The organism is Elioraea thermophila (ex Habib et al. 2022) (assembly GCF_003336755.1).
Lineage (GTDB): Bacteria > Pseudomonadota > Alphaproteobacteria > Acetobacterales > Acetobacteraceae > Elioraea > Elioraea thermophila.
In genome coordinates this window covers 1-24654 of record NZ_QMDI01000005.1, presented here as the reverse complement: position 1 = coordinate 24654, position 24654 = coordinate 1, and the positions used below count along the sequence as shown (strand labels likewise).

Annotated in this window: 19 protein-coding genes and 1 pseudogene; 18 read left to right on the top strand and 2 right to left on the bottom strand. The window is 69.7% G+C overall.

What is annotated here, in order from left to right:
* Nucleotides 1-2: 2 nt before the first annotated feature.
* The 6 genes from DWB05_RS08310 (at nucleotide 3) to DWB05_RS08285 (ending at nucleotide 5633) form a co-directional block, all read left to right on the top strand.
* A complete protein-coding gene (locus DWB05_RS08310) occupies nucleotides 3-845 on the top strand; it encodes an ABC transporter ATP-binding protein (protein ID WP_114376744.1) in 843 nt (280 codons plus the stop codon).
* The gene (locus DWB05_RS08305; protein WP_114376743.1) at nucleotides 838-2070 is read left to right on the top strand and encodes an ABC transporter substrate-binding protein; all 1233 of its coding nucleotides are present in this window, start codon (nucleotides 838-840) and stop codon (nucleotides 2068-2070) included. Before DWB05_RS08310 ends, DWB05_RS08305 begins: the two co-directional genes overlap by 8 nt.
* Entirely contained in the window at nucleotides 2067-2885 is an 819-nt protein-coding gene (locus DWB05_RS08300; protein ID WP_198669112.1) for an ABC transporter permease, read from the top strand. The genes DWB05_RS08305 and DWB05_RS08300 overlap by 4 nt, the downstream gene beginning before the upstream one ends.
* Nucleotides 2886-2909: 24 nt before the next feature.
* Nucleotides 2910-3506 carry an OsmC family protein gene (locus DWB05_RS08295; RefSeq protein ID WP_114376742.1) on the top strand — a complete coding sequence of 199 codons (597 nt, stop codon included), beginning with the start codon at nucleotides 2910-2912 and terminating at the stop codon, nucleotides 3504-3506.
* Nucleotides 3507-3561: 55 nt separating this feature from the next.
* Complete coding sequence (locus DWB05_RS08290; protein WP_198669111.1) at nucleotides 3562-4692, top strand: acyl-CoA dehydrogenase family protein; 1131 nt, start codon at nucleotides 3562-3564, stop codon at nucleotides 4690-4692.
* Between the two features lie 74 nt (nucleotides 4693-4766).
* Nucleotides 4767-5633, top strand: a complete 867-nt coding sequence (locus DWB05_RS08285; protein WP_114376741.1) for a sulfurtransferase — start codon at nucleotides 4767-4769, stop codon at nucleotides 5631-5633.
* An 11-nt stretch (nucleotides 5634-5644) separates the two neighbouring features.
* Here DWB05_RS08285 and DWB05_RS08280 read toward each other — a convergent pair whose 3' ends face one another.
* The gene (locus tag DWB05_RS08280; protein WP_114376740.1) at nucleotides 5645-6841 is read right to left on the bottom strand and encodes a TIGR03087 family PEP-CTERM/XrtA system glycosyltransferase; all 1197 of its coding nucleotides are present in this window, start codon (nucleotides 6839-6841) and stop codon (nucleotides 5645-5647) included.
* A 119-nt stretch (nucleotides 6842-6960) separates the two neighbouring features.
* Here DWB05_RS08280 and DWB05_RS08275 point away from each other — a divergent pair, with 119 nt between their 5' ends.
* Nucleotides 6961-8907: a polysaccharide biosynthesis protein gene (locus DWB05_RS08275; RefSeq protein WP_114376739.1), complete on the top strand. Its 1947-nt coding sequence runs from the start codon at nucleotides 6961-6963 to the stop codon at nucleotides 8905-8907.
* A 74-nt stretch (nucleotides 8908-8981) separates the two neighbouring features.
* Nucleotides 8982-10067, top strand: a complete 1086-nt coding sequence (locus tag DWB05_RS08270; protein ID WP_114376738.1) for a glycosyltransferase family 4 protein — start codon at nucleotides 8982-8984, stop codon at nucleotides 10065-10067.
* Here the strand turns inward: DWB05_RS08270 and DWB05_RS08265 are convergent.
* Nucleotides 10030-10674, bottom strand: a complete 645-nt coding sequence (locus DWB05_RS08265) for a YjbF family lipoprotein (RefSeq protein WP_114376737.1) — start codon at nucleotides 10672-10674, stop codon at nucleotides 10030-10032. The two genes, DWB05_RS08270 and DWB05_RS08265, sit on opposite strands and share 38 nt — an antisense overlap.
* 126 nt (nucleotides 10675-10800) lie before the next feature.
* On the opposite strand from DWB05_RS08265, the pseudogene DWB05_RS15360 reads away from it, so the two are divergent.
* The 10 genes and pseudogenes from DWB05_RS15360 to rpsG form a co-directional block, all read left to right on the top strand.
* Nucleotides 10801-11181 (top strand): annotated as a pseudogene (locus DWB05_RS15360) (chromate transporter); the annotation flags it as partial.
* 262 nt (nucleotides 11182-11443) lie between these two features.
* Nucleotides 11444-12097: a chromate transporter gene (locus tag DWB05_RS08255; RefSeq protein WP_157967133.1), complete on the top strand. Its 654-nt coding sequence runs from the start codon at nucleotides 11444-11446 to the stop codon at nucleotides 12095-12097.
* Nucleotides 12098-12201: 104 nt separating this feature from the next.
* Nucleotides 12202-12636, top strand: a complete 435-nt coding sequence (gene rplK / locus DWB05_RS08250) for a 50S ribosomal protein L11 (RefSeq protein ID WP_114376735.1) — start codon at nucleotides 12202-12204, stop codon at nucleotides 12634-12636.
* A 67-nt stretch (nucleotides 12637-12703) separates the two neighbouring features.
* A complete protein-coding gene (gene rplA, locus DWB05_RS08245; protein ID WP_198669124.1) occupies nucleotides 12704-13396 on the top strand; it encodes a 50S ribosomal protein L1 in 693 nt (230 codons plus the stop codon).
* Between the two features lie 354 nt (nucleotides 13397-13750).
* Nucleotides 13751-14269, top strand: coding sequence for a 50S ribosomal protein L10 (gene rplJ, locus DWB05_RS08240; protein WP_114376733.1), 519 nt, complete (start codon nucleotides 13751-13753; stop codon nucleotides 14267-14269).
* A 98-nt stretch (nucleotides 14270-14367) separates the two neighbouring features.
* On the top strand, nucleotides 14368-14763 hold the full coding sequence (gene rplL, locus DWB05_RS08235; protein ID WP_114376732.1) for a 50S ribosomal protein L7/L12: 396 nt from the start codon (nucleotides 14368-14370) through the stop codon (nucleotides 14761-14763).
* 184 nt (nucleotides 14764-14947) lie between these two features.
* Nucleotides 14948-19120, top strand: a complete 4173-nt coding sequence (rpoB, locus tag DWB05_RS08230) for a DNA-directed RNA polymerase subunit beta (protein WP_408608478.1) — start codon at nucleotides 14948-14950, stop codon at nucleotides 19118-19120.
* A gap of 94 nt (nucleotides 19121-19214) precedes the next feature.
* Nucleotides 19215-23381, top strand: coding sequence for a DNA-directed RNA polymerase subunit beta' (gene rpoC / locus DWB05_RS08225; protein ID WP_114376730.1), 4167 nt, complete (start codon nucleotides 19215-19217; stop codon nucleotides 23379-23381).
* 288 nt (nucleotides 23382-23669) lie between these two features.
* Nucleotides 23670-24041 (top strand): 30S ribosomal protein S12, encoded by a 372-nt coding sequence (gene rpsL, locus DWB05_RS08220; RefSeq protein ID WP_114376729.1) that lies wholly within the window; start codon nucleotides 23670-23672, stop codon nucleotides 24039-24041.
* Nucleotides 24042-24058: 17 nt separating this feature from the next.
* Nucleotides 24059-24535, top strand: coding sequence for a 30S ribosomal protein S7 (gene rpsG / locus DWB05_RS08215; protein ID WP_114376728.1), 477 nt, complete (start codon nucleotides 24059-24061; stop codon nucleotides 24533-24535).
* Nucleotides 24536-24654: the final 119 nt, after the last annotated feature.

Sequence of the window (24654 nt, the reverse complement as noted above, 5' to 3'; positions counted from 1 at the left end):
CCATGACCCGACGCGGCAGAGGCGCCCACGTCCAGATCGACGCCCTGTCGCACCGCTACCGGCGCGGCTCCGGCCCCGTGCTCGCCGACGTCTCGCTCGAGATCGCCCCCGGCAGCCGCGTCGCCCTGATCGGCCGCTCCGGCTGCGGCAAGTCCACCCTCCTGCACCTCATCGCCGGTCTCGCCACCCCAACCCTCGGGGCCATTCACATCGACGGCCGGCGCGTCACCGGCCCCGACCCCTCGCGCGTGGTGATGTTCCAGGAGCCCTGCCTGCTGCCCTGGCTCACGGCCGCGCGCAACGTAGGCCTCGGCCTCTCCTTCCTCGGCCGCCGCGAGGGCAGAAAGGAGAAGATCGCCGCCTTGCTCGACCTCGTCGGGCTGTCGGCCTTCGCCGACCGCAACGCCCAGGACCTTTCGGGGGGGCAGCAGCAGCGCGTGGCCCTCGCCCGCGCCCTCGCCGTCGAGCCCGACCTCCTGATGCTCGACGAGCCCTTCTCCGCCCTCGATGCGCTGACCCGTGCCGCCCTGCAGCGCGACGTGCGCGCGATCGCCGAACGGCTCGGCCTCACCCTCATCCTCGTCACGCACGACATCGCGGAAGCGGTCGCGCTGTGCGACCGCGCGGTCGTGCTGGCGGGCGAGCCGGGCCGCATCGTCGCCGATCTCACCTTCGATCTGCCGGCGGATCGTTCCCCGCTCGATCCCCGCTTCGCCGAGGCGCGCGCCCGTCTGTATGCCGCCCTCGCCGGCGATCTCGCCCCGCCCGAGGCCGCGACCGAGGCTTCGCCCCCCACCCCGTCCGTCCGTCCCGTCCCCGTCGAACGGAGCTTCTCCCATGCCTGAGCCGCGCCTGCCCCGCCCCTGGGCCACCCTGTACGCCTCCGACTACGTGGCACTGCCCCGGCGCGGCTTCCTCGAGGCGATCACCGCCGGCGGCGTGGCGGCCGCGCTCGCCGCCGGCGCGCGCCAGGCACGCGCGTCCGATCGCGTGGTGCGCATCGGCTACATCCCGATCACCGACGCCACCGCCCTCCTCGTCGCCTACGCCAAGGGCTTCTTCCGCGAAGCGGGGCTCGAGGCGGAACGGCCCGTTCTGATGCGCGGCTGGGCCCCCCTCGTCGAATCCTTCGCCGCCGACCGGGTGAACCTCGTCCACTTCCTGATGCCGATCCCGATCTGGATGCGCTACGGCAACGGCTTCCCGGTGAAGATCGTCGCCTGGGCGCACACCAACGGCTCAGGCATCGTGGTCGGTCGCAACTCGGGCATCGCCTCCTTCCGCGACTTCGCCGGCAAGCAGGTCGCGGTGCCCTTCTGGTACTCGATGCACAACATCGTGCTGCAGTACGCGCTGCGTGCGGCGGGCGTGCGCGCTGTGATCAAACCGCAAGGAGCGGCACTCGGCCCGGACGAGTGCAACCTGCAGATCATGCCCCCACCCGACATGCCGCCCGCGCTCGCCGCCGGCAAGCTCGACGCCTACATCGTCGCCGAACCGTTCAACGCGCTCGGCGAACTCCGCGCCGGCGGGCGCATGCTGCGCTTCACCGGCGACATCTGGAAGCACCATCCGTGCTGTGTCGCCTGCGTGCGCGAGAACCGCCTCACCGACGACCCGGATTGGACCGATCGCGTCGTCACCGCCGTCGTGCGCGGCGCCATCTACGCTTCGCAGAACAAGCGCGAGGTGGCGCGCCTGTTGTCGCGCGACGGCGAGGGGTACCTGCCGGTTCCCGCCGATGTCGTCGAGCGCGCGATGCTTGCTTACGACGAGCCCGCCTATCGCAGTTCGGGCGCGATCAAGCACGCCGACTGGCAGGCGGGGCGGATCGACTTCCAGCCCTGGCCCTATCCGTCCGCCACCGAACTGATGGTGACATTGCTGAAGGATACCGTGGTCGGCGGCGATGCGGGCTTCCTCGCCACCCTCGATCCTGCCTTCGTCGCGCGCGACCTCGTCGCTTACGGGCCCGTCCGGCGCGCTCTCGATCGCTTCCCGGACTGGATCAACGACGCCGGCGTGTCACGCCCCGACCCCTTCGTTCGCCAGGAGGTGCTCGCGCTGTGACCGCGCTCGCCCTTCCTGCCGCCGCGCGCCCCGCACCGCTCGCGCTCCGTCGCGGGGCGATGCGGGTCGTCCTGATCGCCGCCGGGCTCGGGGTGATCGGGCTCGCCTGGTGGCTGGGCGCGGCGGCGGTGGCGGCCAACCCGCGCACTTCGGCCTTCGCCGACTTCGCCCCGGGCCCGACCTTCGCCCGCTTCTGGCTGATGCTCGCGAGCGGCGAGGCCTGGGCGATGACGGCTCCCTCCTTGAACCGCATCCTCCACGGCCTCGCCATCGCGATCGCGATCGGCGTGCCGGTCGGCATCCTGATCGGCGCCTCGCCCTCCGTCCGCACCGCGACCAACCTGCCGTTCCAGATCCTGCGCATGGTGAGCCCGCTCGCCTGGATGCCGATCGCGGTGCTCGCCTTCCGCAGCTGGGACGAGGCGATCATCTTCCTGATCGCGGTCGCCGCCGTCTGGCCGGTGCTGTTCGCCACCGCCGCCGGCTACCGCCGCATCAATCCGGCGTGGCTTCGCATGTCGCGCAATCTCGGGGCACGCCCGCCGCATCTCCTCTGGTTCGTCATCCTGCCCGCGATCCTGCCCGACGTGCTGACAGGGATCCGCCTTGCCGTCGGCATCGCGTGGGTGGTGCTGGTGCCGGCCGAGTTCCTCGGCGTCACCTCCGGGCTCGGCTACGCGATCAACGACGCCCGCGACACGCTCGAATACGACCGCCTCGCCGCCACCGTGCTGCTGATCGGACTGATCGGCTTCGCCCTCGATCTCCTCTGTCAGGAGGCGCAGGCGCGCGCCTCCTGGATCCGCGAACCCTGAGCGCCAACCACGGAGCAACGAACCATGAACGAAACGACCCCGCCGGCGATCCTCCCCTCCTGCCTGAGCCCGGGCGATGCGCCTGCCCCGTCGGCGGCGCCCGCCGCTTCCGGCTGCCTGACGCCGATCGACCGCGAGGGGCTGCTGAAGCTGATCGAGTCCGGCAAGGCGAACCCGAAGGCGATCAAGACCCTGAAGTGCCGCACGGTGGCGGAAGGGAAGTTCCGCCACGCCAACTACATCCGCTCGCTTCCCCCCTACATCGTCGACGAACCCCCGCAACTCCTCGGCGACGATACCGCCCCCAATCCGTCCGAGGCCACGCTCGCCGCCCTCGGCTCGTGCCTTGCGGTCGGGCTGCACGCCAACGCCGTGCACAAGGGCTGGACCGTGCGCAAGCTCGAACTCGAACTCGAGGGCGACCTCAACATCACCGCCGTCTGGGGCACGGGCGACACCTCCGACAAGCCGGTCGGCTTCACCGACGTGCGCGTGAAAGTGGACATGGAGTGCGATGCCCCACCGGAGGAGGTCGCCGCACTGATCGCGCATGTCACCAAGTGGTCGCCCGTCGCCAACACCTTCCTCAGGCCCGTCAACCTCACCGTCGCGCCGAAGTGAGCCGTCGGGGCGCGGCGGCGAGTCCATTGCGAGATCGGATCAAGGAGAGCGAACGATGCAGACCATCACCCTGAGCGATGCCGCCGCGCCCAAGCCCGCCACCCCGGAGCTCGGCGCGACCGTCTCGGCGCTTGCCGACACCGAACTCGCCCCCCTCGCGGTACGCATCGACCGCGATGGTCTCTATCCCGAACCGTTCCTGCGCCGGCTCGGTGCGGTGGGCGGTTTCCGTCCCGTTGCCGCCGCCGACCTCTCCAGCCAGGTCGATGTCATCGCGCGGGTGAGCGAGGTGTGCCTCTCGACGGGGTTCCTTGCCTGGTGCCAGTCGGCGCTGATCTGGTACGTGCGCAACAGCCCGAACGCCGCCGCGCGCGAGGCCTGGCTCGAGCCCGCCGCCGCGGCGCGCCTTCTCGGCGGCACGGGGCTCTCCAACCCGATGAAGGCCTTCTTCGGCATCGAGCGGCTGCGACTGAAGGCGCGCCGTGCCGGCGACGGGTTCATCGTCGACGGGACCCTGCCGTGGGTGTCGAACTTGGGCGAGGGGCACGTGTTCGGCACCATCGCGGAGTGCGTCGACGACGGCAGCAAGGTCTTCTTCCTCGCCGAATGCGGCGCCCCGGGGGTGGAGATCAAGCGTGCCGGGCCCTTCATCGCGCTCGAAGGCACCGCGACCTACGCGGTGCGCTTCAAGGAGGCACCGATCCCTTACCGGAACGTGCTCGCCGACCCGATCGACGGCTACCTCTCCCGCATCCGGGCGGGCTTCGTCCTGCTGCAGTCCGGCATGGCCTTGGGGCTGATCCGCGACTGCATCGCCATCATGCGCGAGGTCGAACCGGCCCTTGGTCACGTCAACCGCTTCCTCGAGGTGCAGCCGGATGCTCTGGAGGCGGAATGCGCGGCCTTCGCGCGTGAGGCGCAGGCGCTGGCGGAGGATCCGTTCGACCCCTCGCCCGGCCACTGGCGGCGGGTGATCGCGCTGCGGCTCGCCGCCGGCGAGGCCACGCTGAAGGCGGCGCAGGCCGCCATGCTGCATGCCGGCGCGCGGGGCTATCTCGCCTCCGCCCGCCCGCAGCGGCGGCTGCGCGAGGCGCAGTTCGTCGCCATCGTCACCCCGGCGACGAAGCAGCTGCGCAAGATGCTGCACGACCTCGACGACGGTCCAGGCGTGCAGAGGCCACAGTGACGCCCTGGCGGTTCGCCGCCGTGCGTCGACGTTGAGGAGGAACGCCCGTCACCCAACGAACGAGGGAGACGGAGATGGTCAAGACGCTGATTTCACCCGCCGAGCTGGCGGCGATGCCGGACGCGGTGCCGATCGACACCCGCGCGCCGGAGGCCTTCGCGGCCGGCCACATTCCGGGGGCGGTGAACCTGCCTGAGATCTTCACCTACCTCGCCACGTCGGATGCGGAAGGGTTGGCGAAGCTGCGCGGCACTTTCGCCCAGGCCTTCGCCTCCGCCGGCCTGTCGGGGGCGGAGACGGCGGTGCTCTACGAGCAGTCGATGAACACGGGCTTCGGTCGGTCCTGCCGCGGCTACTACCTGCTCACCTGGCTCGGCTATCCCAAGGTCGCGGTGCTGCACGGCGGGCTCGCCGCATGGACGGCGGCCGGACTGCCGGTGACGACGGAGCCGACGCTGCGCGCCGCCGCGACCTTTCCGCTCGGCGCCGAACCGGCGTCGATCATGGCGACCAAGGAGGACATGCTCGATGCCCTTGGCCGGCCCGACGTCGCGATCCTCGACGTGCGCGACGTCGACGAGTGGATCGGCGAGTCCTCCTCGCCCTACGGCAAGGATTTCTGCCCGCGCAAGGGCCGGATCCCGGGCGCGCGATGGATCGAGTGGTACCGCTTCATGAAGCCCACCGCAGCCGGGCCGATGTTCAAGGCCCCGGCCGAGATCCGCGCCGAGCTCGCCACCGTCGGCATCACGCCCGACACGCCCGTCTCCCTCTACTGCTTCAAGGGGGCGCGTGCCTCCAACACCTTCCTCGCGCTGAAGGAGGCGGGCGTGAAGGACGTGCGGATCTACTTCGGTTCCTGGAACGAATGGTCCCGCGATCCGGCGTGCCCGATCGAGGAGGGCGCACCGGGCCTTCTTCCCTACGCCGAGGCCGCCTGAGCCTCCAGGGATCAGACCGGCAGGAGGGAGTCGAGCCGGGCGAGGGTCGCGCTCCAGTCGTGGCCCTCGCGCACGGCCGCCCGTGCCCGCTCGCCGAGCCCCGGATGCCGCCCCTCCAGCACGGCGCAGACGGCCTGAAGCGTCGGCTCGACGCCCTCGGCGACCAGCAGGTCCCGGCCGGGCACCGCGCGCACGCCCTCGAAGGCCTGCGGCGAGGCGACGACCGGTCGCGCCATTGCCATCGCCTCCAGCACCTTGTTCTGGATGCCGCGCGCGATGAAGAGGGGGGCGACGGCGGCTGCCGCATGGGCGAGGAACGGACGCACATCCGGCACTGAGCCGGTGACGGACACGCCGGGCAGCCGCGCGAGCGCACGCACCGGCGGGGCGGGGTTGGCGCCGACGATCCAGAAGCCCGCTGCCGGAAACCGTGCTCTGATCCGCGGCAGCACCTGTTCGGCGAACCACACGACTGCCTCGACATTCGGACGATAGTTCATCGTGCCGGTGAAGACGATCGGCAGCGTGCCTTGGGGAAACGGATTGGGCTGCGGAACCGTCGGGTCGAAGCGGGCGAGATCGACCCCGTTCTCCACCCAATCGACCCGTCCAGCCGCCTCCGGGCAAAGGTCGAGAAAGTGCCGTGCCTCTTGTTCGGAGACGAACAGGGTTCGCTCGAACGTCGCCGCCGCGCGCCGCTCCAGCGCCAGGAGGGTGCGCGCCTCGCGCTGCCACACGCGGCGCATCACGCCGCGCGCACCCGCCGCGTACGCCGCCCATTTGGTCGAGTCGACATCGACCATGTCGAGCACGCGGAACAGCCTGGCATCCCCCATCAGGTAGGGCGCCATCGAGGAGGAGTAGACGAGGGCGGCATCCCAGCGGCGTTGGCGCAGCCCCGCCTCGACCCAGGCGGCGAGCTTGGGGTGGTGGAACCAGCCTTGCGACAGCGGCACGCCCGGGCGGGCCCGCAGCAGCGCGCGCAGCGCGCCGCGCACGCTGCCACCGACTGCGAAGGCCTGCACTTCGGCGCAGATCTGGCCGAGCCGGGGCAGGTGAGCGAGGTCGCGCGGATCGTCGACCAGGCAGCCGAGATCGACGACGTATCGTTTCGCGACATGATCGAGCATGTGCCAGGCGCGGATCTTCTCGCCCTTGTCCGGCGGATAGGGGATGCGGTGGGCGAGGAAGAGGAGGCGGCACGGCATGGGAGAGCGATCCCGGTGGCGGGGCGAGCCCCGCTCCTAGCCCCGACCGAGTTGCAGCGGAAGCACTCCCCACACGCCCGGCGGTTCCCTTCGACCGCGTTCGCTGATAAGGGGCGGACATGGCGGCGACCGACCGTCTGCTCTCGCGCTTCTCGCGCTCCCGCGCGGTGCTGGCCGCCGACGCGCTGGCCGCCGCCCTATCCTGGCCGCTCGCCCTCGGCCTTGCGTCGCCGGCCGGCCTCGCCGGCCGCAGCTGGGGCGAGACCGCCCTGGAGGCGTGGGCCTTCGCCGCTCTCTGCGCGGTTGCCTTCCTCGCGGCGCGCATCCCGCGCGTGTCCTGGCGCTATCTCGGGCTCGGCGATCTGTTGCGCGTGATCGGCACGGCCTCCCTCTGCGCCGTGCTGTTCGGGCTCGTGCTCGGCGGGGTCGGTCACCTCGCGGGTTTCACGCCGCTCCTGCCGGTCATTCATGCCCTCGTCGTGTCCGCGCTGCTGCTCGGCGCCCGCGGTGCCTGGCGCGCGGCGGCCGACCGGCACGGCGACGGCGAAGGGGCGACCCCCGTGCTGCTCGCCGGCGGCGGCGACGGGGCCGATCTCTTCCTGCGCGCCATCGCCCGTGAGGCCGCACCGCGTTACCGCGTCGTCGGCCTCGTCACCGACGACCCGCAGCAGTCGGGGCGGCTGATGCATGGCGTGCGCGTCGAGGGCACGGTGGACGACATCGCGCACGCGCTGCGCAAGCTCGCGCGCAAGGGGAAAAGCCCGAAGCAGATCGTGGTCACCGGGCGCGAGATCGCGGGCGAACGTCTCGAGCGCCTGCTCGATGTCGCCGAGGCGGCTGGGGTCTCGGTCGCGGTGATGCCGCGGCTGACGGATCTCCGCCCCGCCGCCCGCGGCGAGCCGGCACGGATCGAACTCAAGCCCGTCGCCATCGAGGACCTGCTCGATCGCCCGCAGCGCCCGCTCGATCGCGAGGCGATGGCGCGGCTGATCCAGGGCCGGCGCGTGCTGGTCACCGGCGCGGGCGGCACGATCGGCGCCGAGCTCTCGCGCCAGATCGCCGCCCTCGGCCCGGCCGAACTCGTGCTCGCCGAGAACAGCGAGTTCGCCCTCTACGCGATCGATCTCGAACTCGCCGAGACCGCGCCCGAGGTGCCGCGCGTCGCCGTCATCGCCGACATCCGCGACCGCGAGCGGATCCTCGCCCTGTTCGCGCGCCACCGCCCCGAGCTCGTCTTCCACGCCGCCGCGCTGAAGCACGTGCCGATCGTCGAAGCGAACCCGGGCGAGGGCATTCTCACCAACGCGCTGGGCACCCGCATCGTCGCCGATGCCGCTCGCCTCTACGGCGCGGTGGCGATGGTGCTGATCTCCACCGACAAGGCGGTGAACCCGACCTCGGTGATGGGGGCGACGAAGCGGCTCGCCGAGATGTACTGCCAGGCGCTCGACCTGAAGGCGCGCGCGGATGGCCAGGGCACGCGCTTCGTCACCGTCCGCTTCGGCAACGTGCTCGGCTCGACCGGGTCGGTGGTGCCGCTGTTCCGCCGCCAGCTCGAGCGCGGGGGCCCGCTCACCGTCACCCACCCCGACATGCAGCGCTACTTCATGACGGTGCAGGAGGCGGTCGGGCTGGTCCTTGCTGCCACCGTGGTGCGGGTGAAGGACGAGGCGATCCCCGAGTCGGCGCGGCAGGGCGGCATCTTCGTGCTCGACATGGGCAAGCCGGTGAAGATCGTCGATCTTGCTCGGCGCATGATCCGCCTCGCCGGGCTTCGCCCCGAGATCGACGTCGAGATCCGCTACACCGGGCTGAGGCCGGGCGAGAAGCTGCACGAGGAGCTGTTCCACGGCCGCGAACGGCTGATCGAGCTCGGGCTGCCCGGTCTGCTGATGGCCGCCCCGCGCACGGTCGATCTCGCCATCGTCGCGCGCGCGATCGACGAGGCGGCGACGGCGGCGCGGGCGGGGCGGGAAGCGGCCGCACTCTCCGTGCTCGCCGCGCTGGTGCCGGAGTTCGCGCGCGAGGGCGGCGAGGCGGTGGAGCGGACGGCGCCCGGCGGCTGAGCGCGCGCCGCCGGGACGGGAAGACGCCGTCGGGGCCTTGCCGGTCGGGCGGTGGGCGGCCTATCCGCCGCCGCATGCTTCCTCTCGCCCCCGACGCGGCGCTTCGTCACGCCGGGTTCTTCCTGGCACTCGCCCTCCTGTCCGCGCTGTGCGTGCGGCTCGCGATCGCGTGGCGGATCCTGGACGTGCCGAACCATCGTTCCGCCCATGCCCGGCCCATCCCCAAGGGTGGGGGGCTCGGCGTCGTCGTCGCCACCCTGGTGGGGCTCCTCATCCAGTATCGGTTCGCCACGCTTGCCCGCCTCGACGACCCGTACTTTCTCGCCGTGATCGTCGGAGCGGCGGCGATCGCCGCCGTCTCGCTCGCCGACGACATCCTGTCGTTCCGCCAGCACTGGAAGCTGCTCGCTCAGGTGGCGGCGGCGATCGCCCCCCTGCCTTGGGGGCTCGCCATCGACACCCTCTCGCTGCCCTGGATCGGGCCCGTCCCACTCGGGCCGCTCGCCTGGCCTCTCACGGTGCTCTGGGTGGTGTTCCTCACCAATGCGATGAACTTCATCGACGGGCTGGATGGCATGTGTGCGGGCATCGCGCTGGTTGCCGCTCTCTTTCTCGCCGCGCTGGCACTCGCCGAGGGCGGGGCCTTCGTCTACGTCGCCGCCCTAAGCCTTGCCGCGGGCTGTGCCGGGTTCCTGCCGTTCAATGTGCCGCGGGCGCAGATTTTCCTGGGCGATGTGGGGTCGCAGTTCATCGGCTACCTGTTCGCCATCCTCGGCATCGCCGCCGCCCGCTTCGACCAGGCGCGCGTCTCGCTCTACATCGTGCCGCTGCTGCTCGCGGTACCCATCTTCGATGTCGCCTTCACCCTGATCCGCCGGGCGCTCGCGGGGGAGAGGCTTGCCGAGGCGCATCGCGGCCATCTCTACCAGGTGCTGGCGCGCACGGGCGTGCCGCCTTTGGCGGTGAGCGCGCTGTCGGTCGGGATGACGGCGGTGCTCGGCCTCGTGGCCTTCCGCTTCGTCGCCCTCTCTCCGCCCGCCAAGCTCGCGGTGGTGGCCGGGGTGGTCGCCGCGCTCGCCCTCTACGCCGCCTGGGTGGCGTGGCGGGCGCGACGGGCCGGCCTCACCAGCTGGTCGGGGGTTTCACCAGCTCGAAGGTGAGCCGCCGCAGGCCGGGCCCGATCCACTGCTCGGCCCGCCGGATCAGCCCGTCCTCGGCGCCGATCCAGAACCGTTCGGTGAAGCGCTCAGCGGTTTCCGTGCGGCAGGTCTCCACGGCCCGCAAGGTCGGCGCCGGTTCCCCGAGGATGCGGATCGTCTCCTCCCCGTCCTCGCGGTTGGCGCAAGCGATGGTGAGGCCCCAGAGGTTGGGCGCGATGTCGACCAGCCGCAGGTGTTCGCCGCCCGCGAGCGGCTTCGGCGGCTGACCGTCGCGGAAGCGGGTTTCGGTGATCGTGCCGGCAAGGCCGGCGAGGGCGACGACGCGGCCCTGTTCGGTCGCGATCGCCACCCGGTCGGCACTCAGCCAGATCTGCCGCCCGCCCTGCGTCGAATGCAGCACGACGAAGGCCGGCCGCCGACCGCCGAGGGTGCCCAGGGCGGAGGCGTAAGGAAGGGCCATCGCCTCGGCCCGGCTGACCGGGGGGGTGCGATCGGGTGCCACGGCCTCGCTGAGCACCTCGACCACCGCCCCGCCCGGCGTGTCGCTGCAGGCGGAGAGCATCACGGCGAGGGCGAGGACGGCCGGGGCGAACCGGATGCACGCCATGGCAGGAGGGTAGCACGAGCCGCATCACGGGCGCGGGAGGGGGGCGGATCCTCGCTGGCGTGGCGGTTGCGGGGCTGCTTCGGTCCTGTCCCACCGCTCGAACAGCTCGTCGGAAAGCACCCCACCATGCCAGCCGCATCCGGCGCTGAGGCGGCGCCGGCCCCCTCCTTCGCGACCGCCTGCCGGGTGTGGCTGGCGTTCGGTCTCGTCTCGTTTGGAGGAGCGGCGGCGCAGATCGCCCTCCTCCATCGCCTCGTGGTGGCGGAACGGCGCTGGGTGGGAGAGGGGCGGTTCGCGCTCGGCCTTGCCGTCGCGCTGCTGCTGCCCGGTCCGGAGGCGCACAAGCTCGCGACTTGGCTCGGCTTCTGCCTGCACGGCGTGACGGGGGCGATGGCCGCGGGCACGCTGTTCATCCTGCCCGGCACGGTCGCCATCGCCGCGCTGGCTGCGCTCTACGCCGCCCACGCCGAGGCGCCGGCGCTCTCCGCCCTGTTCTTCGGGCTGCGCGGGGCGGTGCTCGCCATCCTGGCGCAGGCGGTGGTGGCCCTCTCGCGTCGCGCCATCCGGCCGGATCGCGCTGGCGGTTGCGGCGTCCGCATTCGCCGCCGCCTTCTTCCTGCGTCTCCCCGCCCCCTCGATCGTATTGGCGGCGGCTGGTTTCGGGCTCATCGGCGGAAGGCTCGCATCGCGCGGGGCGGGCCACACCGCCCCCTCGCCGAACGTCGCGCCGCCCGGGCGAGCGGGTGTCGTCGCGGCCGGCCTCGCGCTGATGCTGCTGTGGGGGCTCGCCATCGCCGGCGCCGCAGCCATGGGCGAGGCGGCGGGTGCGATCGGACGGTTCTTCGCCAAGGTCTCCGTCCTCGCCTTCGGCGGGGCCTACGCCATCCTCGCCTGGGTGGCGGAAGAGGCGGTCGCCCGGCGCGGCTGGGTGACGGCGACCGAACTGATCGACGGGCTCGCCGTCGCCGAAACCACGCCGGGACCCACCATCCTGGTGCTGCAGTTCCTCGCCGTGCTGGCCGGGGCGCGCGAGGGCGGGCTCGGGCACGGCACGGCGGTGGGGTTTCTCGCCGTCGTCCTGCTCTTCCTGCCCTCCTTCGCCCTGCCGCTGCTGGCGGTGCCGGTGGCGGACCGCCTCGCCGGCAGCGCCCGTGCGAGGGCGGCGGTTGCCGGCATCTCTGCCGCCGCCGTCGGGTTGATCGCGAGCCTCGGTGCGACCTTCGCCCTCTCCGTCCTCTTTCGCGAGGTTGCCTGGCTACCGGTCGGCGCCCTGCGCCTGCCCCTGCCGGCGGTACCGGACTGGGCAGCCGTCGCGGTGGCGGGGGTGGGCGTCGTTGCCCTGTTCGCGCTCCGCCTCGGCGTGCTCTGCACCCTCGGCGCTTGTGCCGGGATCGGCGTGCTGATCCGCGCTCTCGACCCTTGACAGCGGCGGGGCGAGGGAGCATAGCGCGCGCCTCGTTTCGGGACGCGGGAGGAGGATGCGCCTCCGCTGGCACCGCGGCCCCCTTGAGCAGGCGGGGGTGAACGATGGCGAAGAAGGTCGTTGGCTACATCAAGTTGCAGATTCCGGCCGGGAAGGCGAACCCCTCGCCCCCCGTGGGCCCCGCACTCGGTCAGCGCGGGCTCAACATCATGCAGTTCTGCAAGGAATTCAACGCCGCCACCCAGCAGATGGAGCCGGGTGTGCCGACGCCGGTGGTCATCACCGCCTATTCCGACCGCACCTTCACCTTCGTCATCAAGACCCCGCCCAACACCTACTTCCTGCTCAAGGCGGCCAAGCTCGAGAAGGGCAGTCAGACGCCGGGGAAGGGCGCGAAGGTCGGCAAGGTGACGACGAGCCAGCTGCGCGAGATCGCCAAGATCAAGATGCGCGACATGAACTGCTACGACGAGGAGGCGGCGATGCGCATGCTGGCCGGTTCGGCGCGCTCGATGGGCCTCGAGGTGGTGGAGGGCTGAGGCGATGGCGCAGGTTGAGGCCCGCACCACCCCCGCTGCCGGCAAGCCCGCCGTCCCGCCGCGCGCGCTGAAGGCCGGCAAGCGGCTCGCCGCGCTCTATGCCGGCTTCGACCCGAACAAGGCCTACCCGCTCGAGGAGGCGGTGCGCCTCGTCAAGCAGAACGCGCGGGCGAAGTTCGACGAGACGATCGAGATTGCGATGAATCTCGGCATCGATCCGCGCCACGCCGACCAGGCGGTGCGCGGCATGACGGTGCTGCCGAACGGAACCGGCAAGACGCTCCGGGTCGCCGTGTTCGCCAAGGGGGCGAAGGCCGAGGAGGCCAAGGCCGCCGGTGCCGACATCGTGGGAGCGGAGGATCTCGCCGAGGCCGTGCAGGCCGGCAAGATCGAGTTCGACCGCTGCATCGCCACCCCGGACATGATGGCCCTCGTCGGCCGTCTGGGCAAAATCCTCGGGCCTCGGGGGCTGATGCCGAACCCGAAGCTCGGCACGGTGACGATGGACGTGAAGGGGGCGGTGCAGGCGGCGAAGGGCGGGCAGGTCGAGTTCCGCGCCGAGAAGGCTGGCATCGTGCACGCCGGCATCGGCAAGGCGTCCTTCCCCGAGGAGAAGCTGGTCGAGAACGCCCGCGCCTTCATCGACGCCATCATCAAGGCCAAGCCCTCGGGGGCGAAGGGGACCTACGTGAAGAAGATTTCGCTCTCCTCGACCATGGGGCCGGGGGTGAAGGTCGATCCCGCTTCGGTCGGGGTCTGAGCGAGAGGTTCTGCCCCCGGCTGAGGGGCGTACGGGTTCCGGCCGGGGGCTCGGCCCGCGTGTCGGAAGCAAGGGCGGGTCGGGTTCGATCCGCCCGATCCTGTCCGAGACCGCATGTGGGGGTGACCCCGTGAAGGGCCTTCGGGCCCGCAGGCGGTAGACAGGAGGAGCCGATCGGGCGTGACGGCCGGGGCGAGCAAGTGCCTCGGGTGTCGCGGTTCGGTTCGGTCTTCTTCGTTCGGGCAGGCGAGCCGGGCGGGCCGGTGCGGGCGCAAGCCCGGATCGGGTCGTCCATGGTGAAGGTCGGCGCGTTCGGGGATGGCTTCGGGCGCGCCGGAGCGATGGAGACGGGACGTGGACCGTACGGAGAAGAGGGAGCTCGTGGCTTCGCTCTCCGCCACCTTCGCCTCCGTGCCGATCGTCGTCGTCACCCGCAACGAGGGGTTGACGGTGGCGGAGGTGTCGGAGCTGAGGCGGCAGATGCGCGCGGCCGGCGCGACCTTCCGGGTGACGAAGAACCGTCTCGCCGCTCTCGCCCTTCGCGGCACGCCGTTCGAGGCCGTGGTTCCGCTGCTCAAGGGTCCGACCGCGCTGGCGTGGTCGAAGGATCCCGTGGCCGCGGCCAAGACGGTGGTGACGTTCGCCAAGGCCAACGAGAAGCTGGTGATCATCGGGGGCGCGGTCGGCACCCGCACCCTCGATGCGGAAGGGGTCAAGGCACTGGCCGAGTTGCCCTCGCTCGACGTGCTGCGGGCGAAGCTGCTCGGCGTGCTGAAGGCACCGCCGACACGGGTGGCGGGCATGCTCGCCGCGCCGGCCGGCCAGCTGGCCAGGGTGATCGGCGCCTATGCGCGCAAGGACGAGGCGGCGTGAGCGGGGAAACGGCGTCGCCCTGAGCAAAACGTGAACGTGCAGCCCGGGACGAGCGGGTTGCGTGCGAAGACCGAACCGAGTGAAGAAAGGATAACCCGATGGCGGATCTTGCAAAACTGGTGGACGAGCTCTCGAGCCTGACCGTCCTTGAGGCGGCCGAGCTCGCCAAGATGCTCGAGGAGAAGTGGGGCGTGTCGGCCGCCGCGCCCGTCGCGGTGGCGGCGGTGCCCGGCGCGGCGGCGGCCGGTGCTGCGGCCCCGGCGGCCGAGGCCGCTCCGGCGCAGACCGAGTTCACCGTCATCCTGGCCAAGGCTGGCGACAAGAAGATCAACGTGATCAAGGAGGTGCGGACCATCACCGGGCTTGGCCTGAAGGAGGCCAAGGACCTGGTCGAGGGCGCGCCGAAGGAAGTGAAGTCCGGGGTGAGCAAGGAAGAGGCTGAGAAGATCAAGAAGATCCTGGAAGAGCAGGGCGCGACCGTCGAGATCAAGTGATCGGTCTCGCCCCTGTCAGCAGAGCGGCTTCGGCCGCACGCAGGTGCCGGGCGGAGAGGGGGCCCCTCCGCCCGGCCTTCGGCTTTGTGTTCGGCCGTCCTCACGGCGGCCGAGGGCCCGATAGTGCCGTCCGCGCGGGCGGTGCCGGTTGCTCTGGCGGGAGAGCGGGTCGATGAGCGCATCGATGATCGGATCGTTCACGGGCAAGAAGCGGATTCGCAAGAGTTTCGGGCGCATCCCCGAGGTGGCGCCGATGCCGAACCTGATCGAGGTTCAGCGCGCCTCCTACGAGGCCTTCCTGCAGATGAACGTGAAGCCCGATGCGCGCACGCACACCGGGCTGCAGGAGGTGTTCAAGTCCGTCTTCCCGATCGACGACTTCGCCGGGCGCGGGCGGCTCGAATTCGTCCAGTACGAATTCGAGGAGCCGAAATACGACGTCGAGGAGTGCATGCAGCGCGGCATGACCTACGCCGCGCCGCTGAAGGTGCGCCTGCGCTTGATCGTCTGGGACGTCGACGAGGATACCGGGGCGCGCTCGATCCGCGACATCAAGGAGCAGGACGTCTACATGGGCGACATGCCGCTCATGACGGACAACGGCACCTTCATCATCAACGGCACCGAGCGCGTCATCGTCTCGCAGATGCATCGTTCCCCGGGCGTGTTCTTCGACCACGACCGGGGCAAGACGCACTCCTCGGGCAAGTACCTGTTCGCCGCGCGCGTCATTCCCTATCGCGGCTCCTGGCTCGATTTCGAGTTCGACGCCAAGGACATCCTCTACGTGCGCATCGATCGGCGCCGCAAGCTGCCGGTGACCACGCTCCTTTACGCGCTCGAGAGTGCGGCGACGGAAAAGCTGCGGGCCGAACGCGAGGCGCGCGGCGAGACGCTCGAGCCCGGCGAAATCCAGGGCATGGACGCCGAGGAGATCCTCGCCACCGTGTATGGCCGGGTGGTGTTCTCGCGCGGGGCGAAGGGCTGGAAGCGGCCTTACGACGTCGAGGCGTTCCGCGGTGTGAAGCTGATGGAGCCGCTGGTCGATGCGCGGACGGGCCAGGTGGTGGCCGAGGCCGGCACCAAGCTCACGCCGCGCAAGGCGCGGCAGATCGCCGAGGCCGGCACCACCGAAGTGCTGGTCGGGCGGACCGACCTGATCGGGCGTTACGCGGCGGAAGATCTCGTCGATCCGACGACGGGCCTCGTCTATCTCGAGGCGGGCGAGGAGATCACGGAGGCCAAGCTCTCCGACATCGAGGCGGCAGGCTTCGATGCGCTGCCCACGCTCGCGATCGACCAGAACACCGGCCCGTGGCTGCGCAACACGCTGGTGATCGACAAGAACACCAACCGCGACGAGGCGCTGCTCGACATCTACCGCGTGATGCGCCCGGGCGAGCCGCCGACACTCGAGACCGCCGAGGCCTTGTTCCGCGGCCTGTTCTTCGATCCCGAGCGCTACGACCTCTCAGCCGTGGGGCGCGTGAAGATGAACATGCGCCTCGGCTTTTCGCTGGATGAGGTGCCGGACACCGTGCGCACGCTGCGCAAGGCCGACATCCTGGCCGTCGTGCGCATGCTGCACGAGCTGAAGGACGGCCGCGGCAACATCGACGACATCGACAACCTCGGCAACCGCCGCGTGCGCTCCGTCGGCGAGCTGATGGAGAACCAGTACCGGGTCGGCCTGCTGCGGATGGAGCGCGCCATCCGCGAGCGGATGAGCTCGGTCGACATCGACACCGTGATGCCGCACGACCTGATCAACGCCAAGCCGGCTGCGGCAGCGGTGCGCGAGTTCTTCGGCTCCTCGCAGCTGTCGCAGTTCATGGACCAGACGAACCCGCTTTCCGAGGTGACGCACAAGCGCCGCCTCTCCGCGCTCGGGCCCGGCGGGCTCACGCGCGAACGCGCGGGCTTCGAGGTGCGCGACGTCCACCCCACGCATTACGGCCGCATCTGCCCGATCGAGACGCCCGAGGGGCCGAACATCGGTCTGATCAACAGCCTGGCGACTTACGCGCAGGTGAACAAGTACGGCTTCATCGAAACCCCCTATCGCATGGTGAAGGACGGCAAGGTCCTGCCCGAGGTGCGCTACCTCTCGGCGATGGAGGAGGAGAAGCTCGTCGTCGCCCAGGCCGACGTGCCGATCGGCCCCGACGGCCGGATCCAGGCCGAGCTCGTCTCCGTGCGCAAGGGCGGCGACTACGCGATGGTGCCGCCCGAACAGGTGACGGCGATTGACGTCAGCCCCAAGCAGCTCGTTTCGGTGGCGGCGGCGCTGATTCCCTTCCTCGAGAACGACGACGCCAACCGAGCGCTGATGGGCTCGAACATGCAGCGCCAGGCGGTGCCGCTGATCGAGACCGAAGCACCCCTCGTCGGCACCGGGATGGAGGCACCGGTGGCGCGCGACTCGGGTGCGACGATCGTCGCTCGCCGGCCGGGCGTGGTCGATCAGATCGATGGTGCCCGTATCGTCGTGCGCGCCACGCGCGAGGACGGCACGACGGAGGGGGTCGACATCTACCGCCTGCGCAAGTTCCAGCGTTCGAACCAGTCGACCTGCATCAACCAGCGCCCCTTGGTGAAGGTGGGCGACGTGGTGAAGGCCGGCGACATCATCGCGGATGGGCCGTCGACCGACCTCGGCGAGTTGGCGCTCGGGCGAAACGTTCTCGTCGCGTTCATGCCGTGGAACGGGTACAACTTCGAGGACTCGATCCTGATCTCCGAGCGGATCGTGCGCGATGACGTGTTCACCTCGATCCACATCGAGGAGTTCGAGGTGATGGCGCGCGACACCAAGCTCGGCCAGGAGGAGATCACGCGCGACATCCCGAATGTCGGCGAGGAGGCGCTGAAGAACCTCGACGAGGCGGGCATCGTCTACATCGGCGCCGAGGTGCGGCCGGGCGACATCCTGGTCGGCAAGGTGACGCCGAAGGGCGAGAGCCCGATGACGCCGGAGGAGAAACTGCTGCGCGCGATCTTTGGCGAAAAGGCCTCCGACGTGCGCGACACCTCGCTGCGCCTGCCGCCCGGCGTGTCGGGCACGGTGGTGGACGTGCGCGTGTTCGCTCGCCGCGGCGTGGACAAGGACGAGCGTGCGCTGGCGATCGAGCGCGCCGAGATCGAGAGCCTGGCCAAGGACCGCGACGACGAGAAGGCGATCCAGGAGCGGAGCTTCCTCAACCGGGTGAAGGAGAAGCTGCTCGGCAAGACGGCCGCCTCCGGCTTCAAGGGACTGAAGGCCGGCACGCTGATCACCGAGGAGGTGCTGGCGGAGATCCCGCGCGGGGCGTGGCGCAACATCGTCGTGACCGACGATGCGACGATGGCGGAGATCGAGGCGCTGAAGCGCGAGTTCGACGAGGCGGTGAAGAAGCTCGAGGCGCGCTTCCTCTCCAAGGTGGAGAAGCTGCAGCGCGGCGACGAGCTGCCACCCGGCGTGATGAAGATGGTGAAGGTGTTCGTCGCGGTGAAGCGCAAGCTGCAGCCGGGCGACAAGATGGCGGGCCGGCACGGCAACAAGGGCGTGGTGTCGAAGGTGGTGCCGATCGAGGACATGCCGTTCCTCGAGGACGGAACCCCCGTGGACATCGTGCTCAACCCGCTCGGCGTGCCGTCGCGCATGAACGTCGGCCAGATCCTGGAGACGCATCTCGGCTGGGCCTGCGCGGGGCTCGGGCGCCAGATCGGGGAGGCCGTGGACGCCGCGCGCCGGATGCGCGACTACGCGCCGCTGCGCGAGAAGCTGAAGGACATCTACGGCGAGGAGATCTATCGCGAGCAGATCGAACCGCTGACGGAGCCCGAACTCGACGAGCTCGGCGAGAACCTCCGTCGCGGCGTGCCGATCGCGAGCCCCGTGTTCGACGGCGCGCGCATGGACGACATCGAGGCGATGCTGGAGAAGGCCGGCCTCGACCGCACGGGCCAGGTGTGGCTGTACGACGGGCGCTCGGGCGAACGTTTCGAGCGCAAGGTGACGGTGGGCTACATCTACATGCTCAAGCTCCATCACCTGGTGGACGACAAGATCCACGCCCGCTCGATCGGCCCCTACAGCCTGGTGACGCAGCAGCCGCTGGGTGGCAAGGCGCAGTTCGGCGGCCAGCGCTTCGGCGAGATGGAGGTGTGGGCGCTCGAGGCCTACGGGGCGGCCTACACGCTGCAGGAGATGCTGACGGTGAAGTCGGACGACGTCTCCGGCCGCACGAAGGTGTACGAGGCCATCGTGCGCGATCAGGACACCTTCGAGGCCGGCATCCCCGAAAGCTTCAACGTGCTGGTGAAGGAGCTGAAGTCGCTCGGGCTCAACGTCGAGCTCGAGACGCGCGGAGCGTGATGAGACGGGGTGCTGCGGTGGGGCGCAGCACCCCGTCGCGAGCGAACGACGGTCGCGGAACCATCGCGGTGGCGATGAGGGCGAGGGTGGTGCGATGAACGAGTTGATGAAAATTCTCGGTCAGCAGAGCGGGACGCTGACCTTCGACCAGATCCGGATCTCGATCGCGAGCCCCGATCAGATCCGCTCCTGGTCGTATGGCGAGATCAAGAAGCCGGAGACGATCAACTACCGCACCTTCAAGCCGGAGCGCGACGGGCTGTTCTGCGCGCGCATCTTCGGCCCGATCAAGGACTACGAGTGCCTCTGCGGCAAGTACAAGCGGATGAAGTTCCGCGGCATCATCTGCGAGAAGTGCGGTGTGGAGGTGACACTCGCCAAGGTGCGGCGCGAGCGGATGGGCCACATCGAGCTCGCGAGCCCGGTGGCGCACATCTGGTTCCTCAAGAGCCTGCCTTCGCGCATCGGCCTGATGATGGACATGACGCTGAAGGAGGTCGAGAAGGTCCTCTACTTCGAGAACTATCTCGTGCTCGAGCCGGGGCTCACCGACCTCAAGCTCCATCAGCTGATCACGGAGGAGGAGTACCAGCGCAAGATCGACGAGTTCGGCGAGGATGCGTTCTCGGTCGGCATCGGTGCCGAGGCGCTGAAGGCCGTGCTCGCCTCCATCGACCTCAACGCCGAGAAGACCAAGCTCCGCGCCGAACTGAAGGAAACGACCTCCGAGGCCAAGCGGAAGAAGCTGGTCAAGCGGCTGAAGCTCGTCGAGGCGTTCCTGGAGAGCGGCACGCGGCCGGAATGGATGATCCTCGATGTCATCCCGGTCATCCCGCCCGAACTCCGTCCGCTCGTGCCGCTGGATGGCGGTCGGTTCGCGACCTCCGATCTCAACGACCTCTACCGGCGCGTCATCAACCGTAACAACCGGCTGAAGCGGCTGATCGAGCTGCGCGCCCCCGACATTATCGTGCGCAACGAGAAGCGCATGCTGCAGGAGGCGGTGGACGCGCTGTTCGACAATGGCCGGCGGGGGCGCGCGATCACGGGGGCGAACAAGCGCCCGCTGAAATCGCTGTCCGACATGCTGAAGGGCAAGCAGGGGCGCTTCCGCCAGAACCTGCTCGGCAAGCGCGTCGACTACTCGGGCCGTTCCGTCATCGTGGTCGGGCCCGAACTGAAGCTGCATCAGTGCGGGCTGCCGAAGAAGATGGCGCTCGAACTGTTCAAGCCGTTCATCTACTCCAAGCTCGAGAAGTACGGGCTGGCCACCACCATCAAGGCGGCGAAGCGGATGGTGGAGAAGGAGCGGCCGGAGGTCTGGGATATCCTCGAGGAGGTGATCCGCGAGCATCCGGTGCTGCTCAATCGCGCGCCGACGCTGCACCGTCTCGGCATCCAGGCCTTCGAGCCGGTGCTGATCGAGGGCAAGGCGATCCAGCTTCACCCCCTCGTCTGCACCGCCTTCAACGCCGACTTCGACGGCGACCAGATGGCGGTGCACGTGCCGCTCTCGCTCGAGGCGCAGCTCGAGGCGCGCGTGCTGATGATGAGCACGAACAACATCCTCAGCCCCGCGAACGGCAAGCCGATCATCGTGCCGAGCCAGGACATCGTGCTCGGCATCTACTACCTCTCGCTGGAGACGAAGGAGTTCGAGGAGGCTGACGACAAGACCGCGCCGGCCTTCAGCTCGATCGGCGAGATCGAGCAGGCGCTCGAGGCGGGTCACGTCACGCTGCACACCAAGATCAGGGCGCGACGGGAGACGGTCGACGCGTCCGGCAACAGGGTCTACGAACGTGTCGTCACCACGCCGGGGCGCATGCTGATCGGCGAGATCCTGCCGCGCCACCCGAACCTGCCGTACAGCCTGGTCAACCGCCAGCTCACCAAGCGCGCGGTGTCCGACGTGATCGACGCCGTCTACCGCCACTGCGGCCAGAAGGAGAGCGTGATCTTCGCCGACCGTCTGATGGGCCTCGGCTTCCGCCATGCCGCGAAGGCCGGCATCAGCTTCGGCAAGGACGACATGATCGTTCCCGCCAACAAGCGCGAACTGATCGCCAAGACCGAAGCCGAGGTGAAGGAGTTCGAACAGCAGTACCAGGACGGGCTGATCACCTGGGGCGAGCGCTACAACAAGGTGGTCGATGCCTGGTCGCGCTGCACCGAGGAGGTGGCGGCGGCGATGATGAAGGAGATCTCCAAGAAGGAGAAGGGCAAGCCGATCAACTCGATCTGGATGATGAGCCACTCCGGCGCGCGCGGTTCGCCCGCCCAGATGCGTCAGCTCGCCGGTATGCGCGGGCTGATGGCGAAGCCCTCGGGCGAGATCATCGAGACGCCGATCATCTCCAACTTCAAGGAGGGGCTGACCGTGCTGGAGTACTTCAACTCCACGCACGGCGCCCGCAAGGGCCTCGCCGACACGGCGTTGAAGACGGCGAACTCCGGCTACCTCACCCGTCGTCTCGTCGACGTCGCGCAGGACTGCATCATCGTCGAGGAAGATTGCGGCACGGAGAAGGGCATCACGGTGCGCGCGGTGCTGGACGGCAGCGAGGTGGTGTCGCCGTTGTCCGAGCGCATCCTCGGCCGCACGGCGGCGCGCGACGTGATCGACCCGATCAGCGGCAGCGTGCTCGTTCCCCGCGACAAGCTGATCGAGGAGGCGGATGCCGATGCGATCGAGCGCGCCGGAGTGGAGAGCGTATTCATTCGCAGCGTGCTCACTTGCGAGAGCCGGACGGGCGTGTGCGCCAAGTGCTACGGCCGCGACCTCGCGCGCGGTACGCCGGTGAACATCGGCGAGGCGATCGGTGTGATCGCCGCGCAGTCGATCGGCGAGCCGGGCACGCAGCTCACCATGCGCACCTTCCACATCGGTGGTGCGGCGCAGCGCGGCGCGGAGCAGAGCCAGGTCGAGGCGGCGACCGAGGGCACGGTGACGGTGAAGAACCGCAACGTGGTCCTCAACAGCCAGGGGGTGGCGATCGTGATGAGCCGCAACTGCGAGCTCGTCCTGCTCGATGCGCAGAAGCGCGAACGCGCGCGCTACCGCGTGCCCTACGGCGCGAAGCTGCTCGCCGACGAAGGCACCCAGGTCACGCGCGGCCAGAAGCTCGCGGAGTGGGATCCCTACACGCTGCCCGTGATCACCGAGAAGGGAGGCATCGTCGAGTACGTCGACCTGATCGACGGGGTGACCATCGTCGAACGTGTCGACGAGGCGACGGGGCTGTCGTCGAAGGTGGTGGTCGACTGGAAGCAGGCGGCGAAGGGGGCGGATCTGCGTCCGCGCATCGTGCTGCGCGACGAGAAGGGCGAGATCGTGCGCCTGCCGAACAATGCCGAGGCGCGGTACTTCCTCTCCGTCGACTCGATCCTTTCCGTCGAGAACGGGCAGCGGGTGAACGCCGGCGACGTGCTCGCACGCATCCCGCGTGAGAGCTCGAAGACCCGCGACATCACGGGTGGTTTGCCGCGCGTGGCGGAACTGTTCGAGGCGCGCCGGCCGAAGGATCACGCGATCATCAGCGAGATCGATGGCAGGGTGGAGTTCGGCAAGGACTACAAGGCGAAGCGCCGCATCGTGGTGAAGAACGACGAGACCGGCGAGGAGCGCGAATACCTGATCCCGAAGGGCAAGCACGTCTCGGTCCAGGAGGGCGACCATGTGCGCAAGGGCGACCCGCTGGTGGATGGGCCGCGCGTGCCGCACGACATCCTGCGCGTGCTCGGCGTGGAGGCGCTCGCCAACTACCTCGTCAACGAGATCCAGGACGTCTACCGGCTGCAGGGCGTGAAGATCAACGACAAGCATATCGAGGTGATCGTTCGCCAGATGCTGCAGAAGGTGGAGATCGAGGATCCGGGCGACACGACGTTCCTCGTCGGCGAGCAGGTCGACCGCATCGAGTTCGAGATGGAGAACGAGGCGCGCATCGCCGCCGGCGAGCGCCCGGCGAAGGCCTTCCCGGTGCTGCAGGGCATCACCAAGGCCAGCCTGCAGACGCACAGCTTCATCTCCGCCGCTTCCTTCCAGGAGACGACGCGCGTGCTCACCGAGGCCGCGGTGGCGGGCAAGGTGGACACACTCGCCGGACTGAAGGAGAACGTGATCGTCGGCCGCCTCATCCCCGCAGGCACCGGCAATGTGATGATGCGGCTGAAGGCGCTCGCCGCGCAGCGCGACAAGACGCGCGTCGCCCCTGGTCAGGCACCGGCCCTGCCCGGGGCCGAGGTGGCGGCGGAGTAGGCAGAGCCCACCGCCGACATGCGCGGGGGGGTGGGCTGTCCTGCGGCCCTGAGGCGGCGGTGCTCCGCTTGACGGCCTAGGCCGCCGCCGATAGGTTGCGCGCCTCGCGGTTGGCGGGGCCGCCGCGGCTGCTCAAGGGATGCGATCGGCTCCGGCGCCGCTCTCCGTTGGAGAGCTTAGGTCGGGGCAGATGAGGGTCAAATCACGGCTGTCGCCTTCGGGCCGACGGCCGGGGTGATTTGTTGTGAGGATGATCGACCGGGTGACCGGTGCGGCGCGAGGGATGGGATGCCGACGATCAATCAGCTGATCGCCAAGGGGCGTGAGGCGAAGAAGAGGCGAAACAAGGTGCCGGCTCTGCAGGGATGCCCGCAGAAGCGCGGCGTGTGCACGCGCGTCTACACCACGACGCCGAAGAAGCCGAACTCCGCCCTGCGCAAGGTGGCGAAGGTTCGCCTGGTGAACGGCTATGAGGTCGTCTCGTATATCCCGGGCGAAGGTCACAATCTGCAGGAGCATTCGGTGGTCATGATTCGCGGCGGTCGCGTGAAGGACCTGCCGGGCGTGCGCTACCACATCCTGCGCGGCGTGCTCGACACGCAAGGCATCGCCAAGCGTCGCCAGCGCCGGTCGCTGTACGGCGCGAAGCGGCCGAAGTGAGCGAGGAGGGCTGACGGATGGCTCGTCGCCGGCGTGCCGAGAAGCGCGAGGTGCTCCCCGATCCGAAGTTCGGGGACGTCGTGCTGTCGAAATTCATGAACGCCCTGATGTATGACGGCAAGAAGAGTGTGGCCGAGGCGATCGTCTACGGCGCGCTGGATACGGTGAAGCGCCGCGTCGGCGGCTCGACCGACCCGCTGCGCGTCTTCCACGAGGCGATCGAGAACGTGAAGCCGGCGGTCGAGGTGCGCAGCCGCCGCGTCGGTGGCGCGACCTATCAGGTCCCCGTGGAGGTGCGGGCGGAGCGGCGGCAGACGCTCGCGATCCGCTGGATCATCGAAGCGGCGCGCAAGCGCGGCGAGCACACGATGCAGGAGCGGCTTTCCAACGAGTTGCTCGATGCGGCGAACAATCGCGGGGCGGCAGTGAAGAAGCGCGAGGACACGCACCGGATGGCCGAGGCCAACCGTGCCTTCTCGCACTACCGGTGGTGACGCGGACGAAACGGCAGACGGACGAGCGATAGGGAAGGGCCATGGCGAAGGCGAAGTTTGAGCGGACGAAGCCGCACTGCAACATCGGGACGATTGGTCATGTCGACCATGGCAAGACG

Bases quoted from the DNA above. Each gene is read 5' to 3' on its own strand.
- DWB05_RS08310 (WP_114376744.1), top strand. From the start codon at position 3: ATGACCCGACGCGGCAGAGGCGCCCACGTCCAGATCGACGCCCTGTCG.
- DWB05_RS08305 (WP_114376743.1), top strand. From the start codon at position 838: ATGCCTGAGCCGCGCCTGCCCCGCCCCTGGGCCACCCTGTACGCCTCC.
- DWB05_RS08295 (WP_114376742.1), top strand. From the start codon at position 2,910: ATGAACGAAACGACCCCGCCGGCGATCCTCCCCTCCTGCCTGAGCCCG.
- DWB05_RS08290 (WP_198669111.1), top strand. From the start codon at position 3,562: ATGCAGACCATCACCCTGAGCGATGCCGCCGCGCCCAAGCCCGCCACC.
- DWB05_RS08285 (WP_114376741.1), top strand. From the start codon at position 4,767: ATGGTCAAGACGCTGATTTCACCCGCCGAGCTGGCGGCGATGCCGGAC.
- DWB05_RS08280 (WP_114376740.1), bottom strand. From the start codon at position 6,841: ATGCCGTGCCGCCTCCTCTTCCTCGCCCACCGCATCCCCTATCCGCCG.
- DWB05_RS08275 (WP_114376739.1), top strand. From the start codon at position 6,961: ATGGCGGCGACCGACCGTCTGCTCTCGCGCTTCTCGCGCTCCCGCGCG.
- DWB05_RS08270 (WP_114376738.1), top strand. From the start codon at position 8,982: ATGCTTCCTCTCGCCCCCGACGCGGCGCTTCGTCACGCCGGGTTCTTC.
- DWB05_RS08265 (WP_114376737.1), bottom strand. From the start codon at position 10,674: ATGGCGTGCATCCGGTTCGCCCCGGCCGTCCTCGCCCTCGCCGTGATG.
- DWB05_RS08255 (WP_157967133.1), top strand. From the start codon at position 11,444: ATGCTGCTGTGGGGGCTCGCCATCGCCGGCGCCGCAGCCATGGGCGAG.
- rplK (WP_114376735.1), top strand. From the start codon at position 12,202: ATGGCGAAGAAGGTCGTTGGCTACATCAAGTTGCAGATTCCGGCCGGG.
- rplL (WP_114376732.1), top strand. From the start codon at position 14,368: ATGGCGGATCTTGCAAAACTGGTGGACGAGCTCTCGAGCCTGACCGTC.
- rpoB (WP_408608478.1), top strand. From the start codon at position 14,948: ATGATCGGATCGTTCACGGGCAAGAAGCGGATTCGCAAGAGTTTCGGG.
- rpoC (WP_114376730.1), top strand. From the start codon at position 19,215: ATGAACGAGTTGATGAAAATTCTCGGTCAGCAGAGCGGGACGCTGACC.
- rpsL (WP_114376729.1), top strand. From the start codon at position 23,670: ATGCCGACGATCAATCAGCTGATCGCCAAGGGGCGTGAGGCGAAGAAG.
- rpsG (WP_114376728.1), top strand. From the start codon at position 24,059: ATGGCTCGTCGCCGGCGTGCCGAGAAGCGCGAGGTGCTCCCCGATCCG.